Below are 24,174 nucleotides of genomic sequence, written 5' to 3'. Positions count from 1 at the left end.
TGATGAAAACCCTTTGGCAACACTGCCACGTTGCAACCATGGCTCAAGGTAACTACTCGATCATCGAGGATGCTGCCATGGTCACTGCCGGCTCACTCATCGAGTGGATCGGCCCGCGCAGCCAAGTGCCGACGGCGGACTACGCCCAGGTGCATGACCTGCAAGGCGCGTGGGTCACTCCGGGGCTGATCGACTGCCACACCCACACGGTGTTTGGTGGCAATCGCAGTGGCGAATTTGAGCAGCGCCTTGAGGGCGTTAGCTATGCCGAGATCGCGGCCAAGGGCGGCGGTATCGCCAGCACCGTGCGCGCCACCCGCGCCGCCAGCGAGGATGAACTGTTCGACAGCGCCCGCAAGCGCCTACGCAGTCTGCTGCGCGACGGCGTGACCACAGTGGAGATCAAATCCGGCTACGGCCTGGACCTGGCCAACGAACGCAAGATGTTGCGCGTGGCCCGGCGTCTCGGCGATGAGCTGCCGGTCAGCGTGCGCGCCACCTGCCTGGCGGCCCATGCGTTACCGCCGGAGTACAAGGACCGCGCCGACGACTACATCGAGCATATCTGCAGCGAGATGCTACCGGCCCTGGCGGCGGAAGGGCTGGTGGACGCCGTGGATGCCTTCTGCGAATACCTGGCGTTTTCCACTGAGCAAGTGGAGCGCGTGTTCAAGGTCGCCCAGCAGTTGGGCCTGCCGGTAAAACTGCACGCCGAGCAACTCTCGTCGTTGCACGGCTCCAGCCTGGCGGCGCGTTATCGCGCGTTGTCGGCGGACCACCTGGAATTCATGACCGAAGAAGACGCCATTGCCATGGCTGCATCCGGCACCGTCGCCGTGCTGCTGCCAGGGGCGTTCTACTTCCTGCGCGAAACCCAGTTGCCACCGATGGAGGCCCTGCGCAAACACGGCGTGAAAATCGCCATCGCCAGTGACCTCAACCCCGGCACCTCGCCGGCACTGTCGGTGCGCCTGATGCTTAACATGGCCTGCACCCTGTTCCGCATGACCCCGGAAGAGGCCCTGGCCGGCGTCACGCAACATGCGGCCACCGCATTGGGCATGGGCGCTACCCATGGCTCACTGGAAGTGGGCAAAGTGGCGGATTTTGTAGCGTGGCAGATTGATCGTCCCGCCGACCTCGCCTACTGGCTGGGCGGCGAGCTGGATAAGCGCGTCGTGCGCCATGGCGTCGATGTCACTGTGTAAGGAGTGCTGTTGTGGATAAGGTTCTGAATTTCAAACAAGGTCGCACCCCACTGCTGATCAGCATGCCCCACGCCGGCGTGCGTTTGACACCTGCGGTCGAAGCCGGGTTGATCCCCGAGGCGCAAAGCCTGCCGGACACCGATTGGCATATCCCCACGCTGTATGACTTTGCCGAAGAGCTCGGCGCCAGCACGCTCTCGGCGGAGTACTCGCGCTTTGTCATCGACCTCAACCGGCCGTCCGACGACAAGCCGCTGTACGCCGGCGCCACCACCGGCTTGTACCCGGCCACGCTATTTGAGGGTGTGCCGTTGTTTCGTGAAGGCCTGGAGCCCAGCGAAGCAGAACGCGCCACTTACCTGCAAAAGATCTGGGGCCCGTATCACCGCGCGCTGCAAGAGGAACTGGCGCGGCTCAAGGCCGAGTTCGGCTACGCGCTGCTGTTCGACGCACACTCGATCCGCTCTGTGATCCCGCACCTGTTCGACGGCAAACTACCGGACTTCAACCTCGGCACCTTTAACGGGGCCGCCTGCGATCCCGAACTGGCCAGCCAGCTGGAAGCCATCTGCGCCGTCCATCCGCAGTACACCCATGTGCTGAACGGGCGCTTCAAGGGCGGCCATATCACCCGGCATTACGGCGACCCGGCGCAGGATATTCATGCGGTGCAGTTGGAGTTGTGCCAGAGCACTTATATGGAGGAGTTCGAGCCGTTCCGTTATCGCGCGGATTTGGCTGAGCCGACGCGGGTGGTGTTGAAGCAGTTGCTGGAAGGTTTGTTGGCTTGGGGGCAAGTGCGCTATCGGTGAGTCTAGGTGTTGCTGAAACAGCTATCGGAAGCAAGCCCTTCCCACATTTGATCTCCAGGTGGCGTGGAGGGGCGAAGGGCTGACACAGGTCTAAGCGCTCAAGGACATGCTCATTGCACAATTCGGGTTTATAGTGCCAGACGGCAAAATAAAAGACGTCCCCTCAGGGATGAACCCGACCCCCTACGGAGCGCGCAATGCAGACTTGGTACCCGCAGATCAAACCCTACGCCCGGCACGATCTGGCAGTCGATGACACCCACACCCTGTATGTCGATGAAAGTGGCTCCCCCGAAGGCTTGCCTGTCGTCTTTATCCACGGGGGCCCTGGTTCCGGTTGCGACGCCCAGAGTCGCTGCTATTTCGATCCTAATCTGTACCGCATTGTCACCTTCGACCAGCGTGGTTGCGGGCGCTCCACGCCCCGCGCCAGTCTGGAAAACAACACCACCTGGGACTTGGTCGCCGACCTTGAGCGTATCCGCGAGCACCTGGGCATCGACAAATGGGTGTTGTTCGGCGGCTCTTGGGGCTCGACCCTGGCTCTGGCCTACGCGCAAACCCACCCTGAGCGTGTGCATGGCCTGATCGTGCGCGGCATTTTCCTGGCCCGACCGCAGGACATCGAATGGTTTTACCAAACCGGCGCCAGCCGCTTGTTCCCGGATTACTGGCAGGACTACCTAGCGCCGATTCCTGCGGACGAGCGTCACGATATGATTGCCGCCTACCACAAGCGCCTGACCGGTAACGACCAGATCGCCCAGATGCACGCGGCCAAAGCCTGGTCCGGCTGGGAAGGTCGCATGCTGGGCCTGTGCCCAAGCCCACAGCATGTGGAGCGTTTTTCCGAGCCGCAGCGCGCCCTGTCCATCGCGCGGATTGAATGCCACTACTTCACCAATAACTCCTTTCTGGAACCCAACCAGCTGATTCGCGATATGCACAAGATCGCCCATCTGCCTGGCGTAATCATCCACGGCCGCTACGATATGATCTGTCCGCTGGATAACGCGTGGGAGCTGCATCAGGCTTGGCCGAACAGCGAACTGCAGGTGATCCGCGAGGCGGGCCATGCGGCGTCCGAGCCCGGCATTACCGATGCATTGGTGCGCGCGACCGGTGAGATGGCACGGCGCCTGCTTGATCTACCGCCAGAAGAAGCATGAAGGGCCTGTTGCAACGGGTGTGTGGCGCCCGTGTCGAGGTCGAGGGTGAAGTCGTCGGTGCCATCGACCAGGGATTGCTGGTACTGGTGGCCGTTGAGCCTTCAGATACGCCGGAGAGCGCCGATAAGTTGCTGCACAAATTGCTCAACTACCGTGTGTTCAGCGACGACGAGGGCAAGATGAACCTGTCGCTCAAGGACATCGGCGGTGGTTTGCTGCTGGTGTCGCAGTTTACGTTGGCGGCGGATACCAAGAGCGGGCTGCGGCCAAGCTTCTCCACAGCGGCCCCGCCGGCCCTGGGAGCGGCGCTTTTTGATCACCTGCTGGTACAAGCGCAACAATTGCATGGCAAGGTGGCGTCGGGGCGTTTTGGTGCCGATATGCAGGTGCATTTGGTCAATGATGGCCCTGTGACCTTTCTGTTACAGACCTGAATGTATTAAAAACGACTTTTAATGCCTAAAAACGCAGGATTTCGCTACAAATACTTCGCTGCCCCTGATGCGTTGTCTCGCGGGCTACTAGATAATCGCGCGCTACGGGGATCAGCGTTGTTTGGTCCATTTTTGATTTAGGTAGAGACTTGTCCGACATCCATTGGGGAATCATTTTGACCCAGGGGAGTCGGAACAATGCTCGCCAACCTGGCATATAGATAGCTGGCCGTTGGTTTTTTGATCTGTTTTCGGCGAGGGTTGCTCGTGATTGTTAGTCCCTGTAATGCACCAAAATTGTCTGCCAAACGGTTACGAAACGCACTGGTAACGGGCTCAGCCCTGTTTTGCCTGTTCGGCGCGGGTCAGCTGTGGGCATTCAGTCTGGATGATGTGTCGGCCAAGGCAAAAGAGCTGGCTGGGCAGAAATACGAAGCTCCGCGCAGCAATCTGCCGAACGAATTTCGCGAAATGAAGTTCGCGGACTACCAGAAGATTCGTTTCCGCAACGAAAAAGCCGAATGGGCCGATCAGAACACCCCGTTCAAGCTGTCCTTCTATCACCAGGGTATGCATTTCGATACACCGGTGAAAATCAACGAAGTCACCGCTGACAGCGTGCAGGAAATCAAATACGACCCGTCGCGTTTCGATTTCGGCGATGTGAAGTTTGATCCGAAAGCAACCGAGCAACTGGGTTATGCCGGTTTCCGTGTCTTGTTCCCGATCAACAAGAGCGACAAGCAAGACGAAATCATGACCATGCTCGGCGCGAGCTATTTCCGTGTCGTCGGCAAGGACCAGGTGTATGGCCTGTCCGCCCGTGGCATGGCGATCGATACTGCGTTGCCGTCTGGTGAAGAGTTCCCGCGTTTTACCGAGTTTTGGATCGAACGTCCAAAACCGGGTGACAAGCACCTGGTGATCTTTGCCCTGCTCGATTCCCCTCGTGCGACCGGCGCCTATCGCCTGATCCTGCGTCCGGGCACCGACACCGTTGTCGATGTGAAATCCCAGATGTTCCTGCGCGACAACGTCAGCAAGTTGGGCGTTGCACCGCTGACGAGCATGTTCCTGTTCGGCGCAAACCAGCCGTCCAAGGTGCTCAACTACCGTCGCGAACTGCACGACTCCAGCGGTCTGTCGATCCATGCCGGTAACGGTGAGTGGATCTGGCGCCCACTGAACAATCCTAAACACCTGTCGGTCAGCAACTTCACCGTAGAAAACCCGCGTGGTTTCGGCCTGCTGCAACGCGGCCGCAACTTCAGCCACTACGAAGACCTGGACGACAACTACGACAAGCGCCCAAGCGCCTGGATCGAGCCTGAAGGTGATTGGGGCAAGGGTTCCGTCGATCTGGTCGAGATCCCGACCGCCGACGAAACCAACGACAACATCGTTGCCTTCTGGAGCCCGGCTGTACTGCCGAAAGTCGGCGAGCCGCTGGAAGTCGCCTACCGCCTGCACTGGACTCTGGACGACGCCGCGTTCCACTCGCCGGACAGCGCTTGGGTCAAGCAGACCCTGCGTTCCACGGGTGATGTGAAACAGTCCAACCTGATCCGTCAGCCTGATGGCAGCGTCGCCTACCTGGTGGACTTTGAAGGCCCGTCCCTGAAGAAACTCCTGCCGGACGCCCCGGTGCGCAGCCAGGTGAGCGTGGGTGACAACGCTGAAGTGGTAGAAAACAGCGTGCGTTACAACGAACACACCAAAGGCTGGCGTTTGACCCTGCGCATGAAGATCAAAGACGCAGGCAAACCGACCGAAATGCGTGCTGCCCTGGTTCAGGATATCCCGCAGCCAGAGCCGGAGAAGGTTTCGACCCAGGTGCTCAAGGCTGACAAGGTCCTGGCCAAGCAACACGAGAAACAGGCCAAGAAAGACGCGAAAGACAAGGAAGCCAAGCAGCCAGAAGCTGCCCCAGCCACACCGGAGCCGATCAAGACCGAGCAAGTCCTGACCGAAACCTGGAGCTATCAGTTGCCTGCCGATGAGTAATTCTCAAGTCCAGCCAGAAACTCTGTCCGAGTATCTGGCGCATCTCCCGATGACCGCTGAGCAGCGCGCCGAACTGGCGGGCTGCACATCCTTCACCGAGTTGCACGAGCGTTTGTCGTCCGCAACCTTTGACGCGCCCGTCGACGCCGCCCAGGCGTCGGTTGGCCGCCGCTTGACCCTTAGCACCGCCGAGGAGCTGCAAGACGCCGAAATGCTGGCGCTCGACGCCAGCGGTCGCGTGTGCCTCAAGGCCACGCCACCGATTCGGCGCACCCGTGTGGTGCCGGAGCCTTGGCGTACCAATATCCTAGTGCGCGGCTGGCGCCGCCTCACCGGCCGCAGCAATCCGCCGGCACCGCCGAAAGATGAGCGCGTATTGCCGGCCGCGCGCTGGCGTACCGTGGGTTCGATCCGTCGCTACATCTTGCTGGTGCTGATGCTTGGCCAGACCATCGTTGCTGGCTGGTACATGAAAGGCATCATGCCGTACCAGGGCTGGTCGCTGGTTGACTTCGACGAGATCCGCAACCAGACCCTGCTGCAAACCGCTACTCAGGTACTGCCTTACGCGCTGCAAACCAGCATCCTGATCATGTTCGGGATCTTGTTCTGCTGGGTGTCGGCCGGTTTCTGGACCGCCTTGATGGGCTTTCTGGAACTGCTTACCGGACACGATAAATACCGTATCTCCGGTAAAAGTGCCGGCGACGAGCCGATTCCGAAAGACGCCCGTACCGCGCTGGTGATGCCGATTTGCAACGAAGACGTGCCGCGTGTATTCGCCGGTTTGCGTGCGACGTTTGAGTCTGTGGCCGCTACCGGTGACCTGGACCGCTTCGACTTTTTCGTGCTCAGTGACAGTAATGACGCCGACATCTGCATCGCCGAACAGCAAGCCTGGCTCGACGTGTGCCGCGAGGCCGGTGGTTTCGGCAAGATCTTCTATCGCCGCCGTCGCCGTCGCGTAAAGCGCAAGAGCGGCAACCTCGACGACTTCTGCCGTCGCTGGGGCGGTGACTATAAGTACATGGTCGTGCTCGACGCCGACTCCGTGATGAGCGGCGAATGCCTGACCAGCCTGGTGCGCTTGATGGAAGCCACGCCGGATGCCGGGATTATCCAGACCGCGCCCCGTGCGTCGGGCATGGACACCCTGTATGCGCGCATGCAGCAATTCGCCACTCGTGTGTACGGCCCGCTGTTTACCGCCGGCCTGCACTTCTGGCAGTTGGGCGAATCCCACTACTGGGGCCACAACGCGATCATCCGCATGAAGCCGTTCATCGAGCACTGCGCCCTGGCGCCGTTGCCGGGTAAAGGCGCGTTCGCCGGCTCCATCCTGTCCCACGACTTCGTTGAAGCTGCGCTGATGCGCCGTGCCGGCTGGGGCGTGTGGATTGCCTACGACCTGCCTGGCAGCTACGAAGAACTGCCGCCGAACCTGCTGGACGAACTCAAGCGTGACCGTCGCTGGTGCCACGGTAACCTGATGAACTTCCGCCTGTTCCTGGTTAAAGGCATGCACCCGGTGCACCGCGCGGTGTTCCTGACCGGCGTGATGTCCTACCTGTCGGCACCGTTGTGGTTTCTGTTCCTGGTGTTGTCCACAGCCTTGCTGGCGGTGAACACGCTGATGGAGCCGCAGTACTTCATGGCTCCCCGCCAGCTGTACCCACTGTGGCCGCAATGGCATCCGGACAAGGCGGTGGCGCTGTTCTCCACCACCATCGTGTTGCTGTTCCTGCCTAAGTTGCTGAGCATCATCCTGATCTGGGCCAAGGGCGCGAAAGAGTTCGGTGGCAAGTTCAAGGTGACCTTGTCGATGCTGCTGGAGATGCTGTTTTCCATGCTGCTGGCGCCTGTGCGCATGATCTTCCACACCCGTTTCGTTCTTGCCGCGTTCCTCGGCTGGGCCGCGACCTGGAACTCGCCACAGCGTGACGACGATTCCACGCCGTGGAGTGAAGCGGTCAAGCGGCACGGTCCGCAAACCGTGCTGGGCTTCCTGTGGGCGCTGCTGGTGGTGTGGCTGAACCCAAGCTTCCTGTGGTGGCTGGTGCCGATCGTGGGTTCGCTGATGCTGTCGATCCCGGTGTCGGTGATCTCCAGCCGGGTCAAGCTGGGCCTCAAGTCCCGTGACGAGAGCCTGTTCCTGATTCCTGAGGAGTACAACCCGCCGCAAGCCCTGCTGTCGACGGAGAAGTACACCCATGAAAACCGTTGGCACGCCCTCAATGACGGGTTCGTGCGTTCGGTGGTTGATCCGCAGCAGAACGCCCTGGCCTGCGCCCTGGCGACCTCGCGTCACCGTGAGGCTGAGCCTATCGAGTACCTGCGTATCGAACGTGTTCGTCACGCGTTGAAAGTCGGCCCGGCCGGCCTCAACAACGGTGAGCGTCTGGCTTTGCTCAGTGATCCGGTGGCCCTTGCCCGCCTGCACGAGCAGGTCTGGAGCGAAGGACATGCCGAGTGGCTCGCCGCTTGGCGTGATTCGATCAAGGCCGACCCGCACGCGCCGTTGCTACCGCTGCAACCGCTGTCCTCCCAGGCCCAACCGGCCTGATTCAGACACCCCCGAGGGCTCACCTCGGGGGTGTTCGAAGCGCTGGTCCTACAGCGTTTCCCGCCTCTTCTTTGTCTTCCTGACGCCCTGTTATTTCGAAACAAAAGACCCTCGTCCGAGGCGTATTTGCGTGCCCGCGACTAGGTTAGGATCGCCCCCCAATTTTCTTGGCTGCGAGGGATTCATGCTCAAAAGGTATTGTTCGGCATTGCTTATCAGCGCTGCTGCATTGATTCAAATCAGCCAGGTGCACGCGGGTGCGATTGACGACGCCGTCCGGCGTGGTGTGCTCAAGGTTGGCACCACCCCCACCTATATCCCTTTCGAAATGACCGATAAACAGGGGCGCATTGTCGGCTTTGAAATTGACCTGCTCAACGTGATGAGCCAGGCGCTGGGGGTGGAACTTGAACTGGTCGTGATGCCCTACACCGAACTGTTGCCGGGCTTGCTGGCGAAAAAATTCGACTTGATCGGCAGTGGTATGACTGTCACTCAGGAGCGCAACTTAAGGCTGAACTTTAGTGACGCTTTCATCGTGGTGGGCCAGAGCGTACTGCTGCACCCCCGTCTGGCGGGTAAGGTCAGCAGTATTGAAGACCTGGACGATGCCGGTTACAGAATCGCTGTCACTGAGGGCACCACCGGCAAAGCAGCGGCTCAACGGTTTTTGGGGGCGGCCCGACTGAGTAGTTTCGCCACGCCGGAGGAAGGGGTTCGCCAGGTGGTGGCGGGGGAGGCCGATGCCTTTATCCATGACGCACCCTACAACCTGATCGCGGTGAGCCGGGCGGAGAACGGCACGCTGCTGGCGCTGGAACAACCGTTTACATTCGAACCCTTGGCGTTTGGCGTAAAAAAGGGCGATTTCGACAGCATTAACTGGATCAACCATTTCTTGAACCAGGTGGCCCAGGATGGGACCTATGATCGGCTGCATGACAAGTGGTTCAAAGACACCACCTGGCTGGCAGAACTCGACTGAAAGTCATAACTGCTTACATATCAACCCATTGCCGTGTCAGGTTGCGCAAGTGTCTACCCCTGCGGTTGACCGCAGCGTCGTGGGTCTTTTCCTACATACCCTGATAACAATTGCCCGTGAAACCTTTGTGACGGGCAACGAGTGGGTTAGGATCGCACCCCGAAATGGTGCAGCCCTTTTTGCGCGCCGACCTTATAAGAATCGTTCAGGGGACTTGATGATGAAAAAGTATCTTTCGATGCTGCTGCTTGGCGTCACCGCGCTGGTCGCAGCCAATGCGGCCCAGGCTGGCGCCATCGACGATGCGGTCAAGCGCGGCACGCTGAAAGTCGGCATGGATCCGACCTACATGCCGTTCGAGATGACAGACAAGCGCGGTGAGATCATCGGCTTCGAAGTTGACATCCTCAAGGCCATGGCCAAGTCCATGGGCGTCAAGCTGGAGCTGGTTTCCACGGGTTATGACGGCATCATCCCAGCCTTCCTGACCGGCAAATTCGACATGATCGGCAGCGGCATGACCCTGACCCAGGAACGCAACCTGCGCCTGAACTTCAGCGAACCCTTCATCGTGGTCGGCCAGACTCTGCTGATTCGCAAGGACCTGGAAGGCACCATCAAGTCCTACAAAGACCTGAACGACGAGAAATACCGCCTGACCTCCAAGCTTGGCACCACCGGTGAAATGGTCGCCAAGAAGCTGATCTCCAAAGCCAAGTACCACGGCTATGACAACGAGCAGGAAGGCGTACTGGACGTAGTCAACGGCAAGGCCGATGCCTTTGTGTATGACGCACCGTACAACGTGGTTGCCGAGAAGAAAGTCGGCAACGGCAAGCTGGTGTTCCTGGACGAACCCTTCACCTTCGAGCCATTGGCGTTTGGCCTGAAGAAAGGTGATTACGACAGCATCAACTTCATCAACAACTTCCTGCACCAGATCAAGAACGACGGCACCTACGATCGCATTCATGACAAGTGGTTCAAGAGCTCAGAGTGGCTCAAGGACATGGAATAAAGGCTGTCCTGTAGTGAGCGGGCTTGCCCTGCGCTGGGGGGCGAAGCCGCCCTAAATCCAGACGCAGCGGTGTTTCAGAAAGACCGAGGCGCATGATTTTGGGGCTACTTGCCCCCCCAGCGCGGGGCAAGCCCGCTCACTACACAAAGGCGCATGCCTTCGAATTTTTTGGATGTCGAGTAATGAAACAGAAAAAAGCCCAATGGCCCTGGCACCTGCTGACCGTGGTCGTGCTGGTCGGCCTGGCCGGCGCCTTGTACTACGCTACCTCGCTGATGTCCTACGAATGGCGCTGGAACCGCGTGCCGCAATACTTCGCCTACCAGGCCGAAGAAGCACAGCGTGCAGCGGACATCTCCACCGTCATTGAGCTGGTTCGTAACGGCGACGTCGCCGAAGTGACCCTGCGCAACGACGCTGGCAACGAGCAAAAGGTGACGGTTGCCGACAACAGTCTGCAAGTGGCGCGCGGTGATGACGTGGCCGAAGGCGATGTCATTGGTGTGAATCGTCATTGGGCGTTGGGCCCGCTGATGTGGGGGTTGTGGACCACACTGTGGCTGTCGGTGGTTTCCGGGATTTTGGGCCTGGCGATTGGCCTTGCCACCGGTTTGTGCCGACTTTCCAATAACCCGACCTTGCGTGATCTGTCGACGATCTACGTCGAACTGGTACGTGGCACCCCGCTGCTGGTGCAAATCTTCATTTTCTATTTCTTCATTGGCACGGTGCTCAACCTGTCACGGGAATTTGCCGGGATCGCCGCGCTGTCGCTGTTCACCGGCGCCTATGTGGCCGAAATCGTTCGCGCCGGCGTGCAGTCCATCACCCGCGGGCAGAACGAAGCCGCGCGCTCCTTGGGCCTGAGTGCCAGCCAGTCGATGCGCCATGTGGTGCTGCCGCAAGCCTTCAAGCGCGTACTGCCGCCCTTGGCAGGGCAATTCATCAGCTTGGTGAAAGACACGTCCCTGGTCTCGGTGATCGCCATTACCGAACTGCTCAAGAGCGGTCGCGAAGTCATCACGACCTCGTTCTCGCCGTTTGAAATCCTGTTCTGCGTCGCAGGCCTGTACCTGCTGATCAACCTGCCGCTGTCGAAAATGGCCAGCCGGCTTGAGCGGAGGCTCGCCCAAAGTGATTGAAGTCCGCGATCTGGTAAAAGTCTTCGACACCCGTGGTCATGTAGTGCGTGCGGTAGACCATGTGACCACCCAGGTGGCCAAGGGCGAAGTGCTGGTGGTGATCGGCCCGTCCGGCTCCGGCAAGTCGACTTTCCTGCGTTGCCTCAATGGCCTGGAAGAGTTCGACTCGGGCTCGGTGAGCATCGACGGCCTGCAACTGGCCGACCCGAAAACCGACGTGAACGCCTATCGTCGTGAAGTCGGCATGGTGTTCCAGCACTTCAACCTGTTCCCCCACATGACCGTGTTGGAGAACCTGTGCCTGGCGCAAAAAGTCGTGCGCAAGCGCGGCAAGCAAGAGCGCGAAGCCAAGTCCTTGGCCCTGCTGGAAAAGGTCGGCATTGCACAGAAGGCCAACGAGTTCCCATCACGCCTGTCCGGCGGCCAGCAACAACGGGTGGCGATCGCCCGGGCGCTGGCGATGGAGCCCAAGGTGATGCTGTTCGACGAGCCCACCTCGGCCCTCGACCCGGAAATGGTCGGCGAAGTGCTGGACGTGATGAAGACCTTGGCCCTGGAAGGCATGACGATGGTCTGCGTTACCCACGAAATGGGCTTCGCCCGCGAAGTGGCGGACCGTGTGTTGTTCTTCGATCATGGCAAGTTGTTGGAAGATGCGGCACCGGCCGAGTTTTTTGATTCGCCAAAAGACCCGCGTGCCCAAGCGTTCCTGCGTCAGGTTCTGTAAGCCCAAGGCCACTGAAACCGGGAGGTTCATATCTTGAACCTCCCTACGCATTGCTGCAGATCCGTTCCCAGTCGCGCCAACTCGATACTCGCCGCCGCCGTCTGTTCGCTGGCGGCAGCGGTTTGCTCCGAGGCATCGCGGACCTTCAAGACGCTGCGATTGATCTCTTCGGCCACCGCGCTTTGCTCCTCGGCCGCTGCGGCAATCTGCGGGTTCATTTCCTGGATGATGGCCACGGTGCGGGCGATCTCCGTCAGGGCGTCCCCGGCGTTGCGAGTCAGGCCGACGCTGTTGTCGGTCAGGGTGCGGCTGTAGTCCATGATGTCGGCCGCCTGTTGGGTGCCCCTGTGCAGGCCACCAATCAATTCTTCGATTTCTTCGGCGGACTGCTGGGTCCGCCGGGCGAGGCTGCGCACTTCATCGGCGACCACGGCGAAGCCCTGGCCTGCCTCACCGGCCCGTGCGGCTTCAATCGCGGCATTGAGCGCCAGCAGGTTGGTCTGCTGCGACACGGACTTGATTACGTCCAGCACGCTGCCGATTTTCTGGCTTTCCCGTTGCAGCCCCAACATGGCTTCGCTTGAGCGAGCCATCTCATGGGCCAGGTGTTCAATTTGTGCCACGGCATCCGTGACCACCTGATCGCCCAGTTCAGCCTGCTGATTGGCCTGGCCGGCGGCAATCGATGCTTGCTCGGCGTGGCGCGCCACTTCCTGGGCGGTGGCCAGCATCTGGTTCATGGCCGTCGCCACCTGCTCGGTTTCATCGCGCTGATTATTCACCCCGGCGCGGGTTTGCTCAGTGACGGCAGAGAGCTCTTCGGCGGCGCTGGCGATTTGCCGTGCGTTGTCGCTGATGTTGCCAACCAACCCCCGTAGGTTCAGCGTCATTTGGCTCATGCTGCGTTGCAACTGGCCCAGCTCATCGCGGCGCTGTGACTGCACTTCGTTGCTCAGATCACCCTCGGCAATGCGGTTGGCCACCATGAGCGCCTTGCGCAGCGGGTGCACGATTTGTCCGGCAATCACCCAGGCGGCCAAGGCGCCGAAGAGCACCGCGGCAGCCGCAATACCCAAGGTCTGGGTGCGGGCTTGGTCGGCTTCTCTGTCGCGTCGTTGGGTCTGATCCTGGCTCAAGAGGTCACTCTGCGCGAGCAACTGATCCAACTGCTGCTCCAACTGGTTCTGGCTACTTTCGGTCGTGAGTTGGGTGTCTTTAAGGCGGGTCAGCTGGGTGCGGATACTGAGCACGGCGTTTTTCATCGCGTCACTGTCGACCGCCAGTTTGGCCACTTCAGCCTGGGCGAGTTCGAGGCTGCGTTCTGCGTCAACCACGGCTTGTCCATACGCATCCAGCGAACTTGAAGCCCAAGCCGGGCTCTTGGCACGGTCCTCGGCCTGTTCCATGGCCTGGCGCAGGTTTTCGACGGCATCCAGGGCTTTTTCATCTTCCTGATCAGGCAAGTCGCTAGCCAGTTGTGCCAGAACATCGCCGGCCCGCGTGGTGCTCTGTGTCAGCTGTTCCCGGGCACTTTCGCGTTTTTCCACCAGCGCGGGCACGCCCTTGAGTGTGGATTTGAACGTGGCAGACATCCGCGTCATCTCCTGCAGATATTGAATGGCTTTCGGCACCTTAAGTCGGTTGGACAGCTCCGCCAGGGCCTTGTCGACTTTCTCCATGCTCGCGCTCAATCGACTGAGGCTTTCGGCGTCGTCCAGGGTGCGATAGAGGATTCTGTCGGTGCGCAGTTCTTCGCCGGCCACCGCCAGTTGTGCCAGCACGCTCAGCGTTTGTGATCGGTAAAGGGACGCCGCTAATGCTTGCCAGCCGGTCACGGCAATGACAAGGCTCAGGGCCAGTACCAGGGCAAAGCCCAGGGCCAATTTGAGGGTGACACTGGCGTTACCCAGCAGGTGAGTCATTCGACGAAGCATGATTAACCTCCGACAAGTGCGTGAGCACACTGAACTGACCTGAACGCTAGTGTCTTTGAAGATCGGGAGGGGCTGATAAACGTGTAGGAAGTTTCATAGATTGCAGGCGGCGACCCAGGACAGGTCGCCGCGCGGGGAGGGAGGTCAGACTCGGAAGCGACCCACCAGTGCTTGCAGATGCGTGCCCAGGCGCGCCAGTTCGGTGCTCGACGCGGCGGTTTCTTCACTGGCCGCAGCCGTCTGCTCCGAGACATCGCGCACGTTCAGCACGCTGCGGTTGATCTCTTCCGCCACAGCGCTTTGCTGTTCGGCGGCGGTAGCGATCTGGGAGTTCATCGTCTGGATAGTCGAGACCGTGCGGGTGATGTTCTCCAATGCGCTGCCGGCACGGCGGGTCAGCTCGACGCTGCTGTCGGTGAGGCTGCGACTGTTGTCCATGATGGTCGCCACCTGTTGAGTGCCGCTCTGCAGGCCGGCAATCAGCTCTTCGATCTCTTCGGTGGACTTCTGCGTGCGCTGGGCCAGGCTACGCACTTCATCGGCCACCACCGCGAAGCCACGTCCGGCTTCACCGGCGCGGGCGGCTTCGATTGCGGCGTTGAGGGCCAGCAGGTTGGTTTGCTGGGCCACGGATTTGATCACGTCGAGCACGCTGCCGATCTTGTCGCTTTCCCGTTTAAGGTCGCCCATGGCGACTGTGGAATTGCCGACCTCAGTGGCCAGGCGCTCGATCTGGGCGATGGCTTCACCGACCACCTTGTCGCCTTCGCGGGCCTGCTGGTCAGCCGCTGCGGCGGCCTCGGAGGCTTCTTCGGCATTGCGCGCGACTTCCTGCACGGTCGCGGCCATCTCGTTCATGGCGGTGGCTACTTGGTCGGTCTCGACCTTCTGGCTGTTGACCCCGGCGCTGGTCTGTTCGGTGACAGCCGACAGTTGCTCGGCAGCGCTGGCGATCTGGGTCACGCCCTCGCTGATGCCGCCGATCAACTCGCGCAAGCCCACGGTCATGCTCTGCATAGCCCTCTGCAACTGCCCCAGCTCGTCCTGGCGCAAAGATGTCAGGTTGTGGCTCAGGTCACCCGAGGCGACGCGCTCGGCGACCTTGAGTGTTTGGTCCAGCGGGATAATGATTTGGCGGGTGATCGCCCAGGCCGCCACCAGGCCAAAGATCAACGCCAGCACAGTTGCCAGCAGCAACAGAGACTTGGCTTGCGCGGCATCGGTGTCGCGCACCACGGTTTGGGAGAGGGTCAGTTTGTCGCTGTGGCCGAGCAACAGATCGCCTTGATCGCTCATGGTTTTAAGGGCTGCAGCGCTGGCCACCTGCGAGTCGCGGTACTGGCTGACAGCGGCGCGGTAGGCTTGCAGCGAGACGCTGACCTGTTGCAGGTTGGTCGAATATTGCTCAGGCAGTTGGCCGTTGAGGCTGGTGATTTTCTTCAGGGCATTGTCGATGGCATCCAGTGCGGGTTGCTCGGCTTCGACCTTGCCGCTGTAGGTATAGCCGCGCACTTGGAAGCGCGCCTGCTGTATCAGTTTGCTCGCTTCCACCACAGTGTTGAACTGGGTGACGCTGTCGCCTTGCAGCAGGGCCTTCTCGATCTCATTGATCTTGAGCACCGCGTTGTCAGCGGTATCTCCCAGCTTGCTGCGGGCGTTTTCACGGTTGGCGCTGGCTTGCACCATGTCGCTGAATGCGCGCTTGTACTGGTCCACGGCGGCCAACTGTTCATCGACCAGGGCCGCGTCGGCGGGTTGTTCAATCAGGTTGCGGGCTTTATTCAGGCCGCTATTGAGCTTGTCCAGCAATTCGCTGACCGCGCCTGGGCCTTGTTCGCCATGGCGCAATTCATAGTCCCGGCGAGCCAGGCGCAGGTCCTTGGTCAATCCATTGAGGCTGGAGATAAAGCCCAGCTTGTCACCGCGACTGATCACATCGCCCAGGCCGGTCCAGCCAGTGAAGGTGATCATCAGTGTGAGTAGTAACACCAGGCCGAAACCTACGCCCAACTTGGTTTTGACGCTGACATTCCCCAGCTTTTCGGCTAACCAACGATACATGCTGCGAACTCCCCTGGAACAAGGCTTGGACTTATTCAGGAGTTATCGGCCTGCGCCCGGGATTCTGTAGCGACGCAGCTCTAATGGCGGGGGCTTGCGCCCGATAGGGGGGATCGGTCGATATATTTATCAGCTGACAAACCGTCATCGGGGGCGAGCCCCTCTCACAGGGGGACAGCGCTGTTGTTAGAAGAGGCGGGCGAGCAGGGCGGTGACGGCGGTTTCAACCCGTAGGATCCGTGCGCCGAGTTGTACCGGCTGCAAGCCAGCCTTGGCCAATAGGTCCACTTCGTAGGGGATCCAGCCGCCTTCCGGGCCGATGGCCAGGGTAACCGGCTCATCCAGCCCACGGGGGCAAGCTGGGTAATCGCCTGGATGGCCGATGAGGCCAAGGGTGCCTTCGGTCATGGCCGGCAGGCGGTCTTCGACGAATGGCTTGAAGCGCTTTTCGATGATGATCTCGGGCAGCACCGTGTCCCGCGCCTGTTCCAGGCCAAGGATCAGTTGCTCGCGTATCGCCTCGGGCTCCAGGAACGGGGTCTGCCAGAAGCTCTTTTCCACTCGGTAACTGTTGACCAGCACCACCTTCGGCACGCCCATGGCAGCAACGGTTTGCAGCACCCGGCGCAGCATTTTCGGGCGGGGAAGGGCCAGTAGCAGGGTCAGGGGCAGCTTGGCTGGAGGCGGTTGGTCGAAGCTCACTTGCAGCTCGGCTTCGCTGGCTTCCAGACGCAACAATTGCGCGACGCCCATCAACCCGCCGATGCGCCCCACGCGTAGGCTGTCGCCTACGGCGGCGCGGTGGACCTCCTGCATATGCACCAGGCGTCGATCGCGCAGGATCACCCGGTCGGCCGCAATAAAGTCGGCCTCTTCAAGCAGCAGCAGGTTCACGACTGGGTCGCTGGCGGCTGTTCGTCGTCGACGGGTTGGTCATCCGGGTGATCGCCACGCTTGCTGATCAAACCGCTGAACAGGATGCCGATCTCGAACAGCATCCACATCGGCACGGCCAGCAGGGTCTGGGAGAAGATGTCCGGCGGCGTCAGGATCATGCCGACCACGAAGCAACCGATGATCACGTACGGGCGGATCTTCTTCAGGTAGGCCACGTTGACCACGCCGATCCACACCAGCAGCACCACGGCCACCGGGATTTCGAAGGCCACGCCAAAGGCGAAGAACAGCGTCATCACGAAGTCGAGGTAGCTGGTGATGTCGGTCATCATCTCCACGCCGGCCGGAGTGGCAGCGGCGAAGAACTTGAAGATCAACGGGAATACCAGGAAGTACGCGAACGCCATGCCGGTGTAGAACAGCAGGATGCTCGATACCAGCAACGGCACCGCGATGCGCTTCTCGTGCTTGTACAGGCCCGGCGCGATAAAGCCCCAGATCTGATGCAGGATCACCGGGATCGCCAGGAACAGCGAAACCATCATCGTCAGTTTCAACGGCGTGAGGAACGGCGATGAAACGTCAGTGGCGATCATCGTCGCGCCGGCCGGCAGGTACTGGCGCAGCGGCGTGGAGACGAAGGTATAGATCTGCTGGGTAAAGGCGAACAGCCCAGCAAAGATGATGAAGATGGCCGCTACGCAACGCAGCAGGCGCGTACGCAGCTCGGTGAGGTGCGAGACCAGCGGCATGTGCTGGTCGTTTTCCGGTTTATCAGCGCTCATGGGGCTCGCGGCGGCAATGTAGGGTCATGGGGCGCGGGCGACGCAACGGGCGTCGGCGCAGGCTCGGTTGGCGCGGTAGGCGTCGGGGCGGCGGGCGTAGGCTCAACCGCTGGCGCAATGCTGTGCTCGGCCACAGGCTCCACCGGCTTGGCGGGCTCCTGGACAGGGGACAAAATCTTCCGTGCTTCCTGCTCCAACGACAGAATGTGCTCGTTGTGCAGTTGGCGGCGGATCTCGTCGGCGCCGATTTCCCGTTCAACTTCCTGTTTGATCGCGTTGAAACTGCGTTTCAGGCGCCCGATCCACAGGCCGGCCGTGCGCGCGGCACCGGGCAGGCGTTCCGGCCCCAGTACCAACAGGGCCACGAGGCCGACGAGCAGCAGTTCAGAGAAGCTGATACCAAACATTATTCAGTGCTCACGAGTCTTTGCGGGTCGGCTCTTCGACTTTCTCAGCCTGCACGTCGAAGGTGCGACGCTCGGTGATCGGCTGGGCGGCCTGCGGGTGCACAGGCTGGACCGGCGGTACGGGATTGGCGGCGGGGTCGGCAGGCTTTTCGTCGTCGTTCATGGCTTTACGAAAGCCCTTGATCGACTCGCCCACGTCGGTGCCCAGGTTCTTGAGTTTCTTGGTGCCGAACACCAGTACCACGACCACCAGAATGACGATCCAGTGTTTCCAGTCAAAAATGCCCATGCTGCAAATCCTCTAGTCTTAGTTATTCAAGCGGACGGGCGCGAGGCCTTTTCGGCATGCCCGGACAAGCCGAAGCGACGGTCCAGTTCGTCCAGCACTGCCTGTGGATGCTGCCCCAGTTGGGCGAGCATGACCAGGCTATGGAACCACAAGTCGGCGGTCTCATAGATGACATCGCTGCAGTCGCCGCTGATTTGCGCATCCTTGGCGGCGATGATGGTCTCGACGGATTCTTCGCCGAGCTTTTCCAGAATTTTGTTCAGCCCCTTGTGGTACAGGCTGGCGACGTAGGAGCTGTCGGCGTCCGCACCTTTGCGGTCTTCCAGCACCTGGGCCACGCGGTTCAGGGTATCGCTCATGGTCAGTGTCCTGCGGAATAAATGGCGTGCGGGTCTTTGAGCACCGGTTCGACGGTTTTCCACTCGCCGTTCTCGAACACGCGATAGAAGCAACTGTGACGGCCGGTGTGGCAGGCGATATCGCCGATCTGCTCGACCTTGAGGATCACCACGTCGGCGTCGCAGTCGATGCGCATCTCGTGCAGGGTCTGCACGTGCCCGGACTCTTCGCCCTTGCGCCACAGTTTGCCACGGGAACGTGACCAGTAAATGGCACGCTGCTCAGTGGCGGTGAGGCTCAGGGCCTCGCGGTTCATCCAGGCCATCATCAGCACGCGCCCGGTCTTGTAGTCCTGGGCAATGGCCGGCACCAGGCCGTCACTGTCCCACTTGATCTCGTCCAGCCAGTCTTTCATGTTCGGCTCCGGCAATTTGCGACAGTGTATAACCGGATTGGCTATCGACGCACGATCAGATAAACACCCACGGCGACCATGATCCCCGCAGGCCAGTGGCCCAGTTGATTCAACGGCCCACCAATGGCCAGCATCACACCGCCCACCAGGTGCGCGGCGCCGAGCAGGCGCAGGAACCAGTCATCCTTGCGCTTGCGCCACGGCGGTTCCGGGTCCTTGGCGTGGGGCTGGGACATGCGCTCAAGCAAGTCGCGAGTCATGTTGGCCAGGTGCGGCAGTTGTTCCATTTGGCTGTGCAGGTTACCCAACACGGTTTTCGGGCTCATGCGCTCGCGCATCCAGCGTTCGAGGAACGGCTGGGCGGTGTTCCACAGGTCGAGGTCCGGGTACAACTGACGGCCCAGGCCTTCGATGTTGAGCAAGGTTTTTTGCAGCAGTACCAACTGCGGCTGCACTTCCATATTGAAGCGCCGCGCGGTCTGGAACAGGCGCATCAGCACCTGACCAAAGGAGATGTCTTTTAACGGTTTCTCAAAGATCGGTTCGCACACGGTGCGGATCGCTGCTTCGAATTCGTTGAGTTTGGTTTCCGCCGGCACCCAGCCTGAGTCGATGTGCAACTGCGCCACGCGGCGGTAGTCACGCTTGAAGAAGGCGAACAGGTTGCGCGCCAGGTAGTCCTGGTCTTCCGGGGTAAGGCTGCCGACGATGCCGCAGTCGATCGCGATGTACTGCGGGCTCCACGGGTTGACGGTGCTGACGAAGATGTTACCCGGGTGCATGTCGGCGTGGAAGAAGCTATCGCGGAACACTTGGGTGAAGAAGATCTCCACACCGCGTTCGGCGAGCATCTTCATATCGGTGCGCTGGTCGGCCAGGGTGGCGAGGTCGGTGACCTGCACGCCGTAGATGCGCTCCATCACCAGCACTTTCGGGCGGCACCAGTCCCAATACACTTGCGGCACGTACAGCAGCTGCGAGCCCTCGAAGTTGCGCTTGAGTTGGCTGGCGTTGGCGGCTTCGCGCAGCAGGTCGAGTTCGTCGTAGATGGTTTTTTCGTAGTCGGCGACCACGTCCACCGGGTGCAGCAGGCGCGCATCGGCAGAGAAACGTTCGGCAGCGCGGGCGAGGATGAACAACCACGCGAGGTCCTGACCGATGATCGGCTTCAGGCCTGGGCGAATGACCTTCACGACCACTTCTTCGCCAGTCTTGAGCTGCGCCGCGTGGACTTGTGCCACGGAGGCCGAGGCCAGCGGCTCGACGTCGAAGCGGGTGAAGACCTCGCTGATCTTCTTGCCCAACTGTTCTTCGATCAGTTTCATCGACTGCTGTGAATCGAACGGCGGTACGCGGTCCTGCAACAGCATCAATTCGTCGGCGATGTCTTCGGGCAGCAGATCGCGGCGCGTCGAGAGGATCTGCCCGAACTTGATGAAGATCGGCCCCAAATCCTGAAGCGCCAGACGCAGACGCGCACCGCGGTTCAGCTCCAGTTGCTTGCGCGGAAACCAGCGCCACGGCAGCACATAGCGCACCGCCAGCAGAAACCACGGCAAGGGTAGGGCGAACAGCAAGTCATCGAGGCGGTAGCGGATTACGACGCGCTGGATACGAAACAAACGGCGGACGGCGAGCAGCTTCATGCGTTATCGCTTGGATCAAGGGAACGGCTCAGGCGCTCGAAGCGCGCCTCAAGGCGTTCCAGGTCGATTTTGGCCTTGTCGAGTTCGCGAAAGCGCGCTTGCGCTTCCTGCTGCCCGACCAGGGTGCGCGATTCTTCGCTCAGGTATTCGGCGAGGTTCTGGTTGAGGCTGGCAAACCCTTGCTGGTACCAGCGCGTGCGGCTGCGCAGGTGCCCGCTTATCAACTGGGTGGCCACGGGGCCGATCCAGCGGGACAGCTCGTATTCCCAGTCCAGCTCCAGGTCTTGCAGCACGGCGGCCAAGTCCATCAGCACCGCGCTGTCGCCTTCCAGCGCCACTTCAGGGCTGTGCAGGATGGCGGTCTTGTTGCGGCTCAGGGCCAGGTGCAACAGGCTCGACGCCGGCGCGCGCAGAGTGCAGTCGGCTTCGGCGGCCCATTGGCTGGCCAGCAGCAGGCCTTCGTCGCTGGGCAGGATAAAAAGCTGCAAGGCGGGGCTGGTGCAGTCGACGGCAATGACCTTGCCGTCTAAATGCGCGAGCCGCGCCAAGGCGGTACTGTCCAGGCGCAGCACACGGTTGAGGCCGTGTTCGACGCTGGCGAGCAGGCCTGCGAGCAGCATCAGGGCTTGATGCCGCGGTGCAGGGCGACGATACCCGAGGTCATGTTGTGGTAGGTCACACGGTCGAAACCGGCTTCTACCATCATCGACTTCAGGGTTTCCTGGTCAGGGTGCATGCGGATCGATTCGGCCAGGTAGCGGTAGCTTTCGGCGTCATTGGTGATCAGCTTGCCCATCAATGGCATGAAGGCGAAGGAGTAGGTGTCGTAGACCTTGGACATCAGCGCATTGGTCGGCTTGGAGAACTCCAGCACCAACAGGCGGCCGCCCGGTTTGAGGACGCGCAGCATCGAGCGGATCGCGTCTTCCTTGTGGGTCACGTTGCGCAGGCCGAAGGCGATGGTCACGCAGTCGAAATGGTTGTCGGGAAACGGCAGCTTTTCAGCGTCGGCCTGGACGAATTCGATATTGCCGGCCACACCCTTGTCGAGCAGGCGGTCACGGCCAACCTTGAGCATCGAACCGTTGATGTCTGCCAGCACGACCTGACCGGTCGGCCCGACGAGCTTGGAGAACTTGGCGGCCAGGTCGCCGGTGCCACCGGCTATGTCCAGCACACGGTTGCCGGTGCGCACACCCGACAACTCGATAGTGAAGCGCTTCCACAGGCGGTGCATACCGCCGGAGAGCACGTCATTCATCAGGTCGTACTTGGCGGCGACGGAGTGGAACACCTCAGCGACTTTTTCCGCTTTTTGGCTTTCCGGAACGTTCTTGAAGCCGAAGTGAGTGGTGGGTTCGGCATCGCTGCCTTTGCGCTGATCAGTCATATCGCTGTCACCAAAAGAGAATGCGGGACATGATAATCCCCAAGGCTTGCTTTGTCTTGGCAAGGCTGCAGGTAAGATAGGTGGTCACCGAGGCCTTTTGCCGCAGCGAAGGTATTCAAATCCCTATAAAGAGGAGTCATTGCAATGGCCCGTATAACCGTTGAGCGTGCACATTCCCTGGGTAAAGAAGGCGCACGGGCAAAGGCCGAGAAGTTGGCGCACAAACTCAAGGAGCAATATGGGCTTGAGCCGTCGTGGTCCGGCGATACCTTGAACCTCAAGCGCTCTGGGGTTAAAGGAACAGTATTAGTGGCGGATGATTCGCTGCGTATTGATGTGGAGTTGGGGCTGTTGATGTCGGCCATGAGTGGCACGATCAAGTCTGAAATCGAGAAAGCCTTGGATAAGGCATTGGCCTGATCGATTGTTCTTAGGGTGCCGATTCTAATTTTTCCTCCTACTTTGTGCCCAAGCCCTCAACTCCTGCGGGCCGTTCCTCCACCCTATTCTGCGTGAGGTGCACCATGGCCAAAGTTATCTTGAAGAAAAAAATCGACGTACAGACCGGCGCCCTGACTGACGTTAAAACCTACGCCCGCAAGATCTGGCTTGCAGGACTCGGTGCTTATGCCAAGGTCGGCAGCGAGGGCAGCGAGTACTTCAAAGAGCTCGTAAAGAGCGGTCAACATGTTGAAAGTAAAGGTAAAAAAGTTGCAGTTGAACAACTTGATGCCGCCAACAGTCAGATTGACCAAGTAAAGAACAATGTCTCCGCTGTCAAAGGTCTGGTAGAAGTTCAGCTGGATAAAGTTGAAAAAGCTTTTGACACTCGTGTTGCAAGTGCCTTGAATCGAATCGGCATTGCGTCTAAACATGACGTGGAGACACTCTCTGCTAAGCTCGAAGAGCTGACGGCATTGCTCGAACGTGTCGCGCGTAAACACTAAGGAGACATCGGGATGGCTGTTAAAAAGACTACTCAGAAAGAAGGCAGCTCGTGGGTCGGGAAAGTTGAAGAATATTCCCGCAAAATCTGGCTCGCTGGTTTAGGTGTGTACTCGAAGATCGACATTGACGGCAACAAACTCTTCGAGACCCTGGTTAAAGACGGCGAGAAGGCCGAGAAGTTGACCAAGAGCACCGTTGGCAAACAAGTTAATGCCGCTAAGGCGACTGCCGGTTCGCGCATCAGTGATGCGAAGAAGCAGGTGCTGGGTACCTGGAGTGAACTTGAAGGGGCGCTGGATACACGTCTTAACAAGGCGATTTCGCGACTGGGCGTGCCGAGCCGTACTGAAGTCAAGGCACTGCACACCAAGGTCGATACCCTGACCCGGCAGATCGAGAAACTCACCGGCGCCAAAGTAACTCCGGTGAAAACCGCAGCCGCGAAACCGGCTGCCAAGCCAGCGGCTAAAACCGCTGCTGCCAAACCGGCCGCGAAAAGCGCTGCCAAGCCGCTGGTTAAAGCCGCCGCCAAACCTGCTGCCAAGGCGCCGGCAAAAGCTACCGCAAAAACGACTGCCAAACCTGCCGCCAAAACCGCCGCCGCCAAACCAGCCGCTAAACCAGTGGCCGCCAAAGCCGCTGCCAAGCCAGCAGCGAAAGCAGCCGCCAAACCGGCCGCCAAGGCCGCTGCCAAACCTGCGACCAAGCCAGCGGCTAAAACCGCTGCGGCCAAACCCGCAGCCAAGCCTGTTGCGGCAAAAACAGCGGCCAAACCTGCTGCGGCGAAGAAGCCCGCCGCTGCCAAAAAACCAGCAGCGACCAAGCCAGCCGTTGCGGCCAAACCTGCTACCGCGACGACGCCAACCGCTTCATCAGCCAACTCGGTTGCTGCACCGACGCCCGCTGCCGTGAGCCCGACTGCAACGCCGGTTACCCCGACGCCATCCAGTCAGTCCTGACTTTTCCGGGACTCATAAAAATGCCCGGCCTGAGAAGGTCGG

At 60.3% G+C, this 24,174-nt stretch carries 24 protein-coding genes and 1 pseudogene; 13 read left to right on the top strand and 12 right to left on the bottom strand.

All coding sequences use genetic code 11. From position 1 onward, the window contains the following. Positions 1-2 precede the first annotated feature (2 nt). The 10 genes from hutI (at position 3) to ACKZ62_RS26735 (ending at position 12,062) form a co-directional block, all read left to right on the top strand. Positions 3-1,208, top strand: a complete 1,206-nt coding sequence (gene hutI / locus ACKZ62_RS26780; RefSeq protein ID WP_122753820.1) for an imidazolonepropionase — start codon at positions 3-5, stop codon at positions 1,206-1,208. A gap of 11 nt (positions 1,209-1,219) precedes the next feature. Then, entirely contained in the window at positions 1,220-2,020 is an 801-nt protein-coding gene (hutG, locus tag ACKZ62_RS26775; RefSeq protein WP_447096066.1) for an N-formylglutamate deformylase, read from the top strand. A 197-nt stretch (positions 2,021-2,217) separates the two neighbouring features. Next, positions 2,218-3,189, top strand: a complete 972-nt coding sequence (gene pip / locus ACKZ62_RS26770; RefSeq protein ID WP_032890191.1) for a prolyl aminopeptidase — start codon at positions 2,218-2,220, stop codon at positions 3,187-3,189. After that, entirely contained in the window at positions 3,186-3,623 is a 438-nt protein-coding gene (dtd, locus tag ACKZ62_RS26765; protein WP_099602003.1) for a D-aminoacyl-tRNA deacylase, read from the top strand. Before pip ends, dtd begins: the two co-directional genes overlap by 4 nt. A 267-nt stretch (positions 3,624-3,890) precedes the next feature. Then, on the top strand, positions 3,891-5,627 hold the full coding sequence (locus ACKZ62_RS26760; RefSeq protein WP_032890634.1) for a glucan biosynthesis protein G: 1,737 nt from the start codon (positions 3,891-3,893) through the stop codon (positions 5,625-5,627). Beyond that, positions 5,620-8,190, top strand: a complete 2,571-nt coding sequence (gene mdoH / locus ACKZ62_RS26755) for a glucans biosynthesis glucosyltransferase MdoH (RefSeq protein WP_032890196.1) — start codon at positions 5,620-5,622, stop codon at positions 8,188-8,190. The genes ACKZ62_RS26760 and mdoH overlap by 8 nt, the downstream gene beginning before the upstream one ends. Positions 8,191-8,374: 184 nt before the next feature. Continuing rightward, positions 8,375-9,175, top strand: a complete 801-nt coding sequence (locus tag ACKZ62_RS26750) for a transporter substrate-binding domain-containing protein (protein WP_447096981.1) — start codon at positions 8,375-8,377, stop codon at positions 9,173-9,175. A 220-nt stretch (positions 9,176-9,395) separates the two neighbouring features. Further along, positions 9,396-10,193, top strand: coding sequence for a transporter substrate-binding domain-containing protein (locus ACKZ62_RS26745; protein ID WP_032890199.1), 798 nt, complete (start codon positions 9,396-9,398; stop codon positions 10,191-10,193). A 182-nt stretch (positions 10,194-10,375) separates the two neighbouring features. After that, positions 10,376-11,335 (top strand): amino acid ABC transporter permease, encoded by a 960-nt coding sequence (locus ACKZ62_RS26740; RefSeq protein ID WP_032890201.1) that lies wholly within the window; start codon positions 10,376-10,378, stop codon positions 11,333-11,335. Beyond that, positions 11,328-12,062: an amino acid ABC transporter ATP-binding protein gene (locus tag ACKZ62_RS26735; RefSeq protein WP_447096065.1), complete on the top strand. Its 735-nt coding sequence runs from the start codon at positions 11,328-11,330 to the stop codon at positions 12,060-12,062. The genes ACKZ62_RS26740 and ACKZ62_RS26735 overlap by 8 nt, the downstream gene beginning before the upstream one ends. Positions 12,063-12,088: 26 nt before the next feature. Here the strand turns inward: ACKZ62_RS26735 and ACKZ62_RS26730 are convergent, their stop codons facing one another. The 12 genes and pseudogenes from ACKZ62_RS26730 to ubiE form a co-directional block, all read right to left on the bottom strand. Beyond that, entirely contained in the window at positions 12,089-13,996 is a 1,908-nt protein-coding gene (locus tag ACKZ62_RS26730; RefSeq protein ID WP_163034937.1) for a methyl-accepting chemotaxis protein, read from the bottom strand. Between the two features lie 144 nt (positions 13,997-14,140). Beyond that, complete coding sequence (locus ACKZ62_RS26725) at positions 14,141-14,854, bottom strand: methyl-accepting chemotaxis protein (RefSeq protein ID WP_371854030.1); 714 nt, start codon at positions 14,852-14,854, stop codon at positions 14,141-14,143. Between the two features lie 144 nt (positions 14,855-14,998). Continuing rightward, positions 14,999-15,967 (bottom strand): annotated as a pseudogene (locus ACKZ62_RS26720) (methyl-accepting chemotaxis protein); the annotation flags it as partial. A 276-nt stretch (positions 15,968-16,243) separates the two neighbouring features. Continuing rightward, positions 16,244-16,951, bottom strand: coding sequence for a 16S rRNA (uracil(1498)-N(3))-methyltransferase (locus ACKZ62_RS26715; protein WP_099602006.1), 708 nt, complete (start codon positions 16,949-16,951; stop codon positions 16,244-16,246). Next, positions 16,948-17,739, bottom strand: a complete 792-nt coding sequence (tatC, locus tag ACKZ62_RS26710; RefSeq protein WP_447096064.1) for a twin-arginine translocase subunit TatC — start codon at positions 17,737-17,739, stop codon at positions 16,948-16,950. Before tatC ends, ACKZ62_RS26715 begins: the two co-directional genes overlap by 4 nt. Beyond that, positions 17,736-18,146, bottom strand: coding sequence for a Sec-independent protein translocase protein TatB (gene tatB, locus ACKZ62_RS26705; RefSeq protein WP_095186135.1), 411 nt, complete (start codon positions 18,144-18,146; stop codon positions 17,736-17,738). The genes tatC and tatB overlap by 4 nt, the downstream gene beginning before the upstream one ends. Before the next feature lie 10 nt (positions 18,147-18,156). Then, a complete protein-coding gene (locus ACKZ62_RS26700) occupies positions 18,157-18,435 on the bottom strand; it encodes a twin-arginine translocase TatA/TatE family subunit (RefSeq protein WP_032890214.1) in 279 nt (92 codons plus the stop codon). A 26-nt stretch (positions 18,436-18,461) separates the two neighbouring features. Further along, entirely contained in the window at positions 18,462-18,794 is a 333-nt protein-coding gene (locus ACKZ62_RS26695) for a phosphoribosyl-ATP diphosphatase (protein WP_003209299.1), read from the bottom strand. A gap of 2 nt (positions 18,795-18,796) precedes the next feature. Beyond that, entirely contained in the window at positions 18,797-19,189 is a 393-nt protein-coding gene (hisI, locus tag ACKZ62_RS26690) for a phosphoribosyl-AMP cyclohydrolase (RefSeq protein WP_032890216.1), read from the bottom strand. A 41-nt stretch (positions 19,190-19,230) separates the two neighbouring features. Next, positions 19,231-20,835 carry a ubiquinone biosynthesis regulatory protein kinase UbiB gene (gene ubiB, locus ACKZ62_RS26685; RefSeq protein ID WP_032890218.1) on the bottom strand — a complete coding sequence of 535 codons (1,605 nt, stop codon included), beginning with the start codon at positions 20,833-20,835 and terminating at the stop codon, positions 19,231-19,233. Further along, positions 20,832-21,455, bottom strand: a complete 624-nt coding sequence (locus ACKZ62_RS26680) for a ubiquinone biosynthesis accessory factor UbiJ (protein WP_122753824.1) — start codon at positions 21,453-21,455, stop codon at positions 20,832-20,834. The genes ubiB and ACKZ62_RS26680 overlap by 4 nt, the downstream gene beginning before the upstream one ends. Next, the gene (gene ubiE, locus ACKZ62_RS26675) at positions 21,455-22,225 is read right to left on the bottom strand and encodes a bifunctional demethylmenaquinone methyltransferase/2-methoxy-6-polyprenyl-1,4-benzoquinol methylase UbiE (protein ID WP_003171186.1); all 771 of its coding nucleotides are present in this window, start codon (positions 22,223-22,225) and stop codon (positions 21,455-21,457) included. Before ubiE ends, ACKZ62_RS26680 begins: the two co-directional genes overlap by 1 nt. Before the next feature lie 144 nt (positions 22,226-22,369). Between ubiE and ACKZ62_RS26670 the strand changes: the two genes are divergently transcribed. From ACKZ62_RS26670 to ACKZ62_RS26660, 3 genes are all read left to right on the top strand, one after another. Next, positions 22,370-22,645 carry a polyhydroxyalkanoic acid system family protein gene (locus tag ACKZ62_RS26670; protein ID WP_053140503.1) on the top strand — a complete coding sequence of 92 codons (276 nt, stop codon included), beginning with the start codon at positions 22,370-22,372 and terminating at the stop codon, positions 22,643-22,645. A gap of 104 nt (positions 22,646-22,749) precedes the next feature. Beyond that, on the top strand, positions 22,750-23,172 hold the full coding sequence (locus ACKZ62_RS26665) for a phasin family protein (RefSeq protein ID WP_447096063.1): 423 nt from the start codon (positions 22,750-22,752) through the stop codon (positions 23,170-23,172). Positions 23,173-23,184: 12 nt separating this feature from the next. After that, entirely contained in the window at positions 23,185-24,132 is a 948-nt protein-coding gene (locus ACKZ62_RS26660; protein ID WP_447096062.1) for a phasin family protein, read from the top strand. Positions 24,133-24,174: the final 42 nt, after the last annotated feature.

This window comes from Pseudomonas sivasensis, from assembly GCF_052938085.1.
This window is presented reverse-complemented; position numbering and strand designations above follow the sequence as displayed.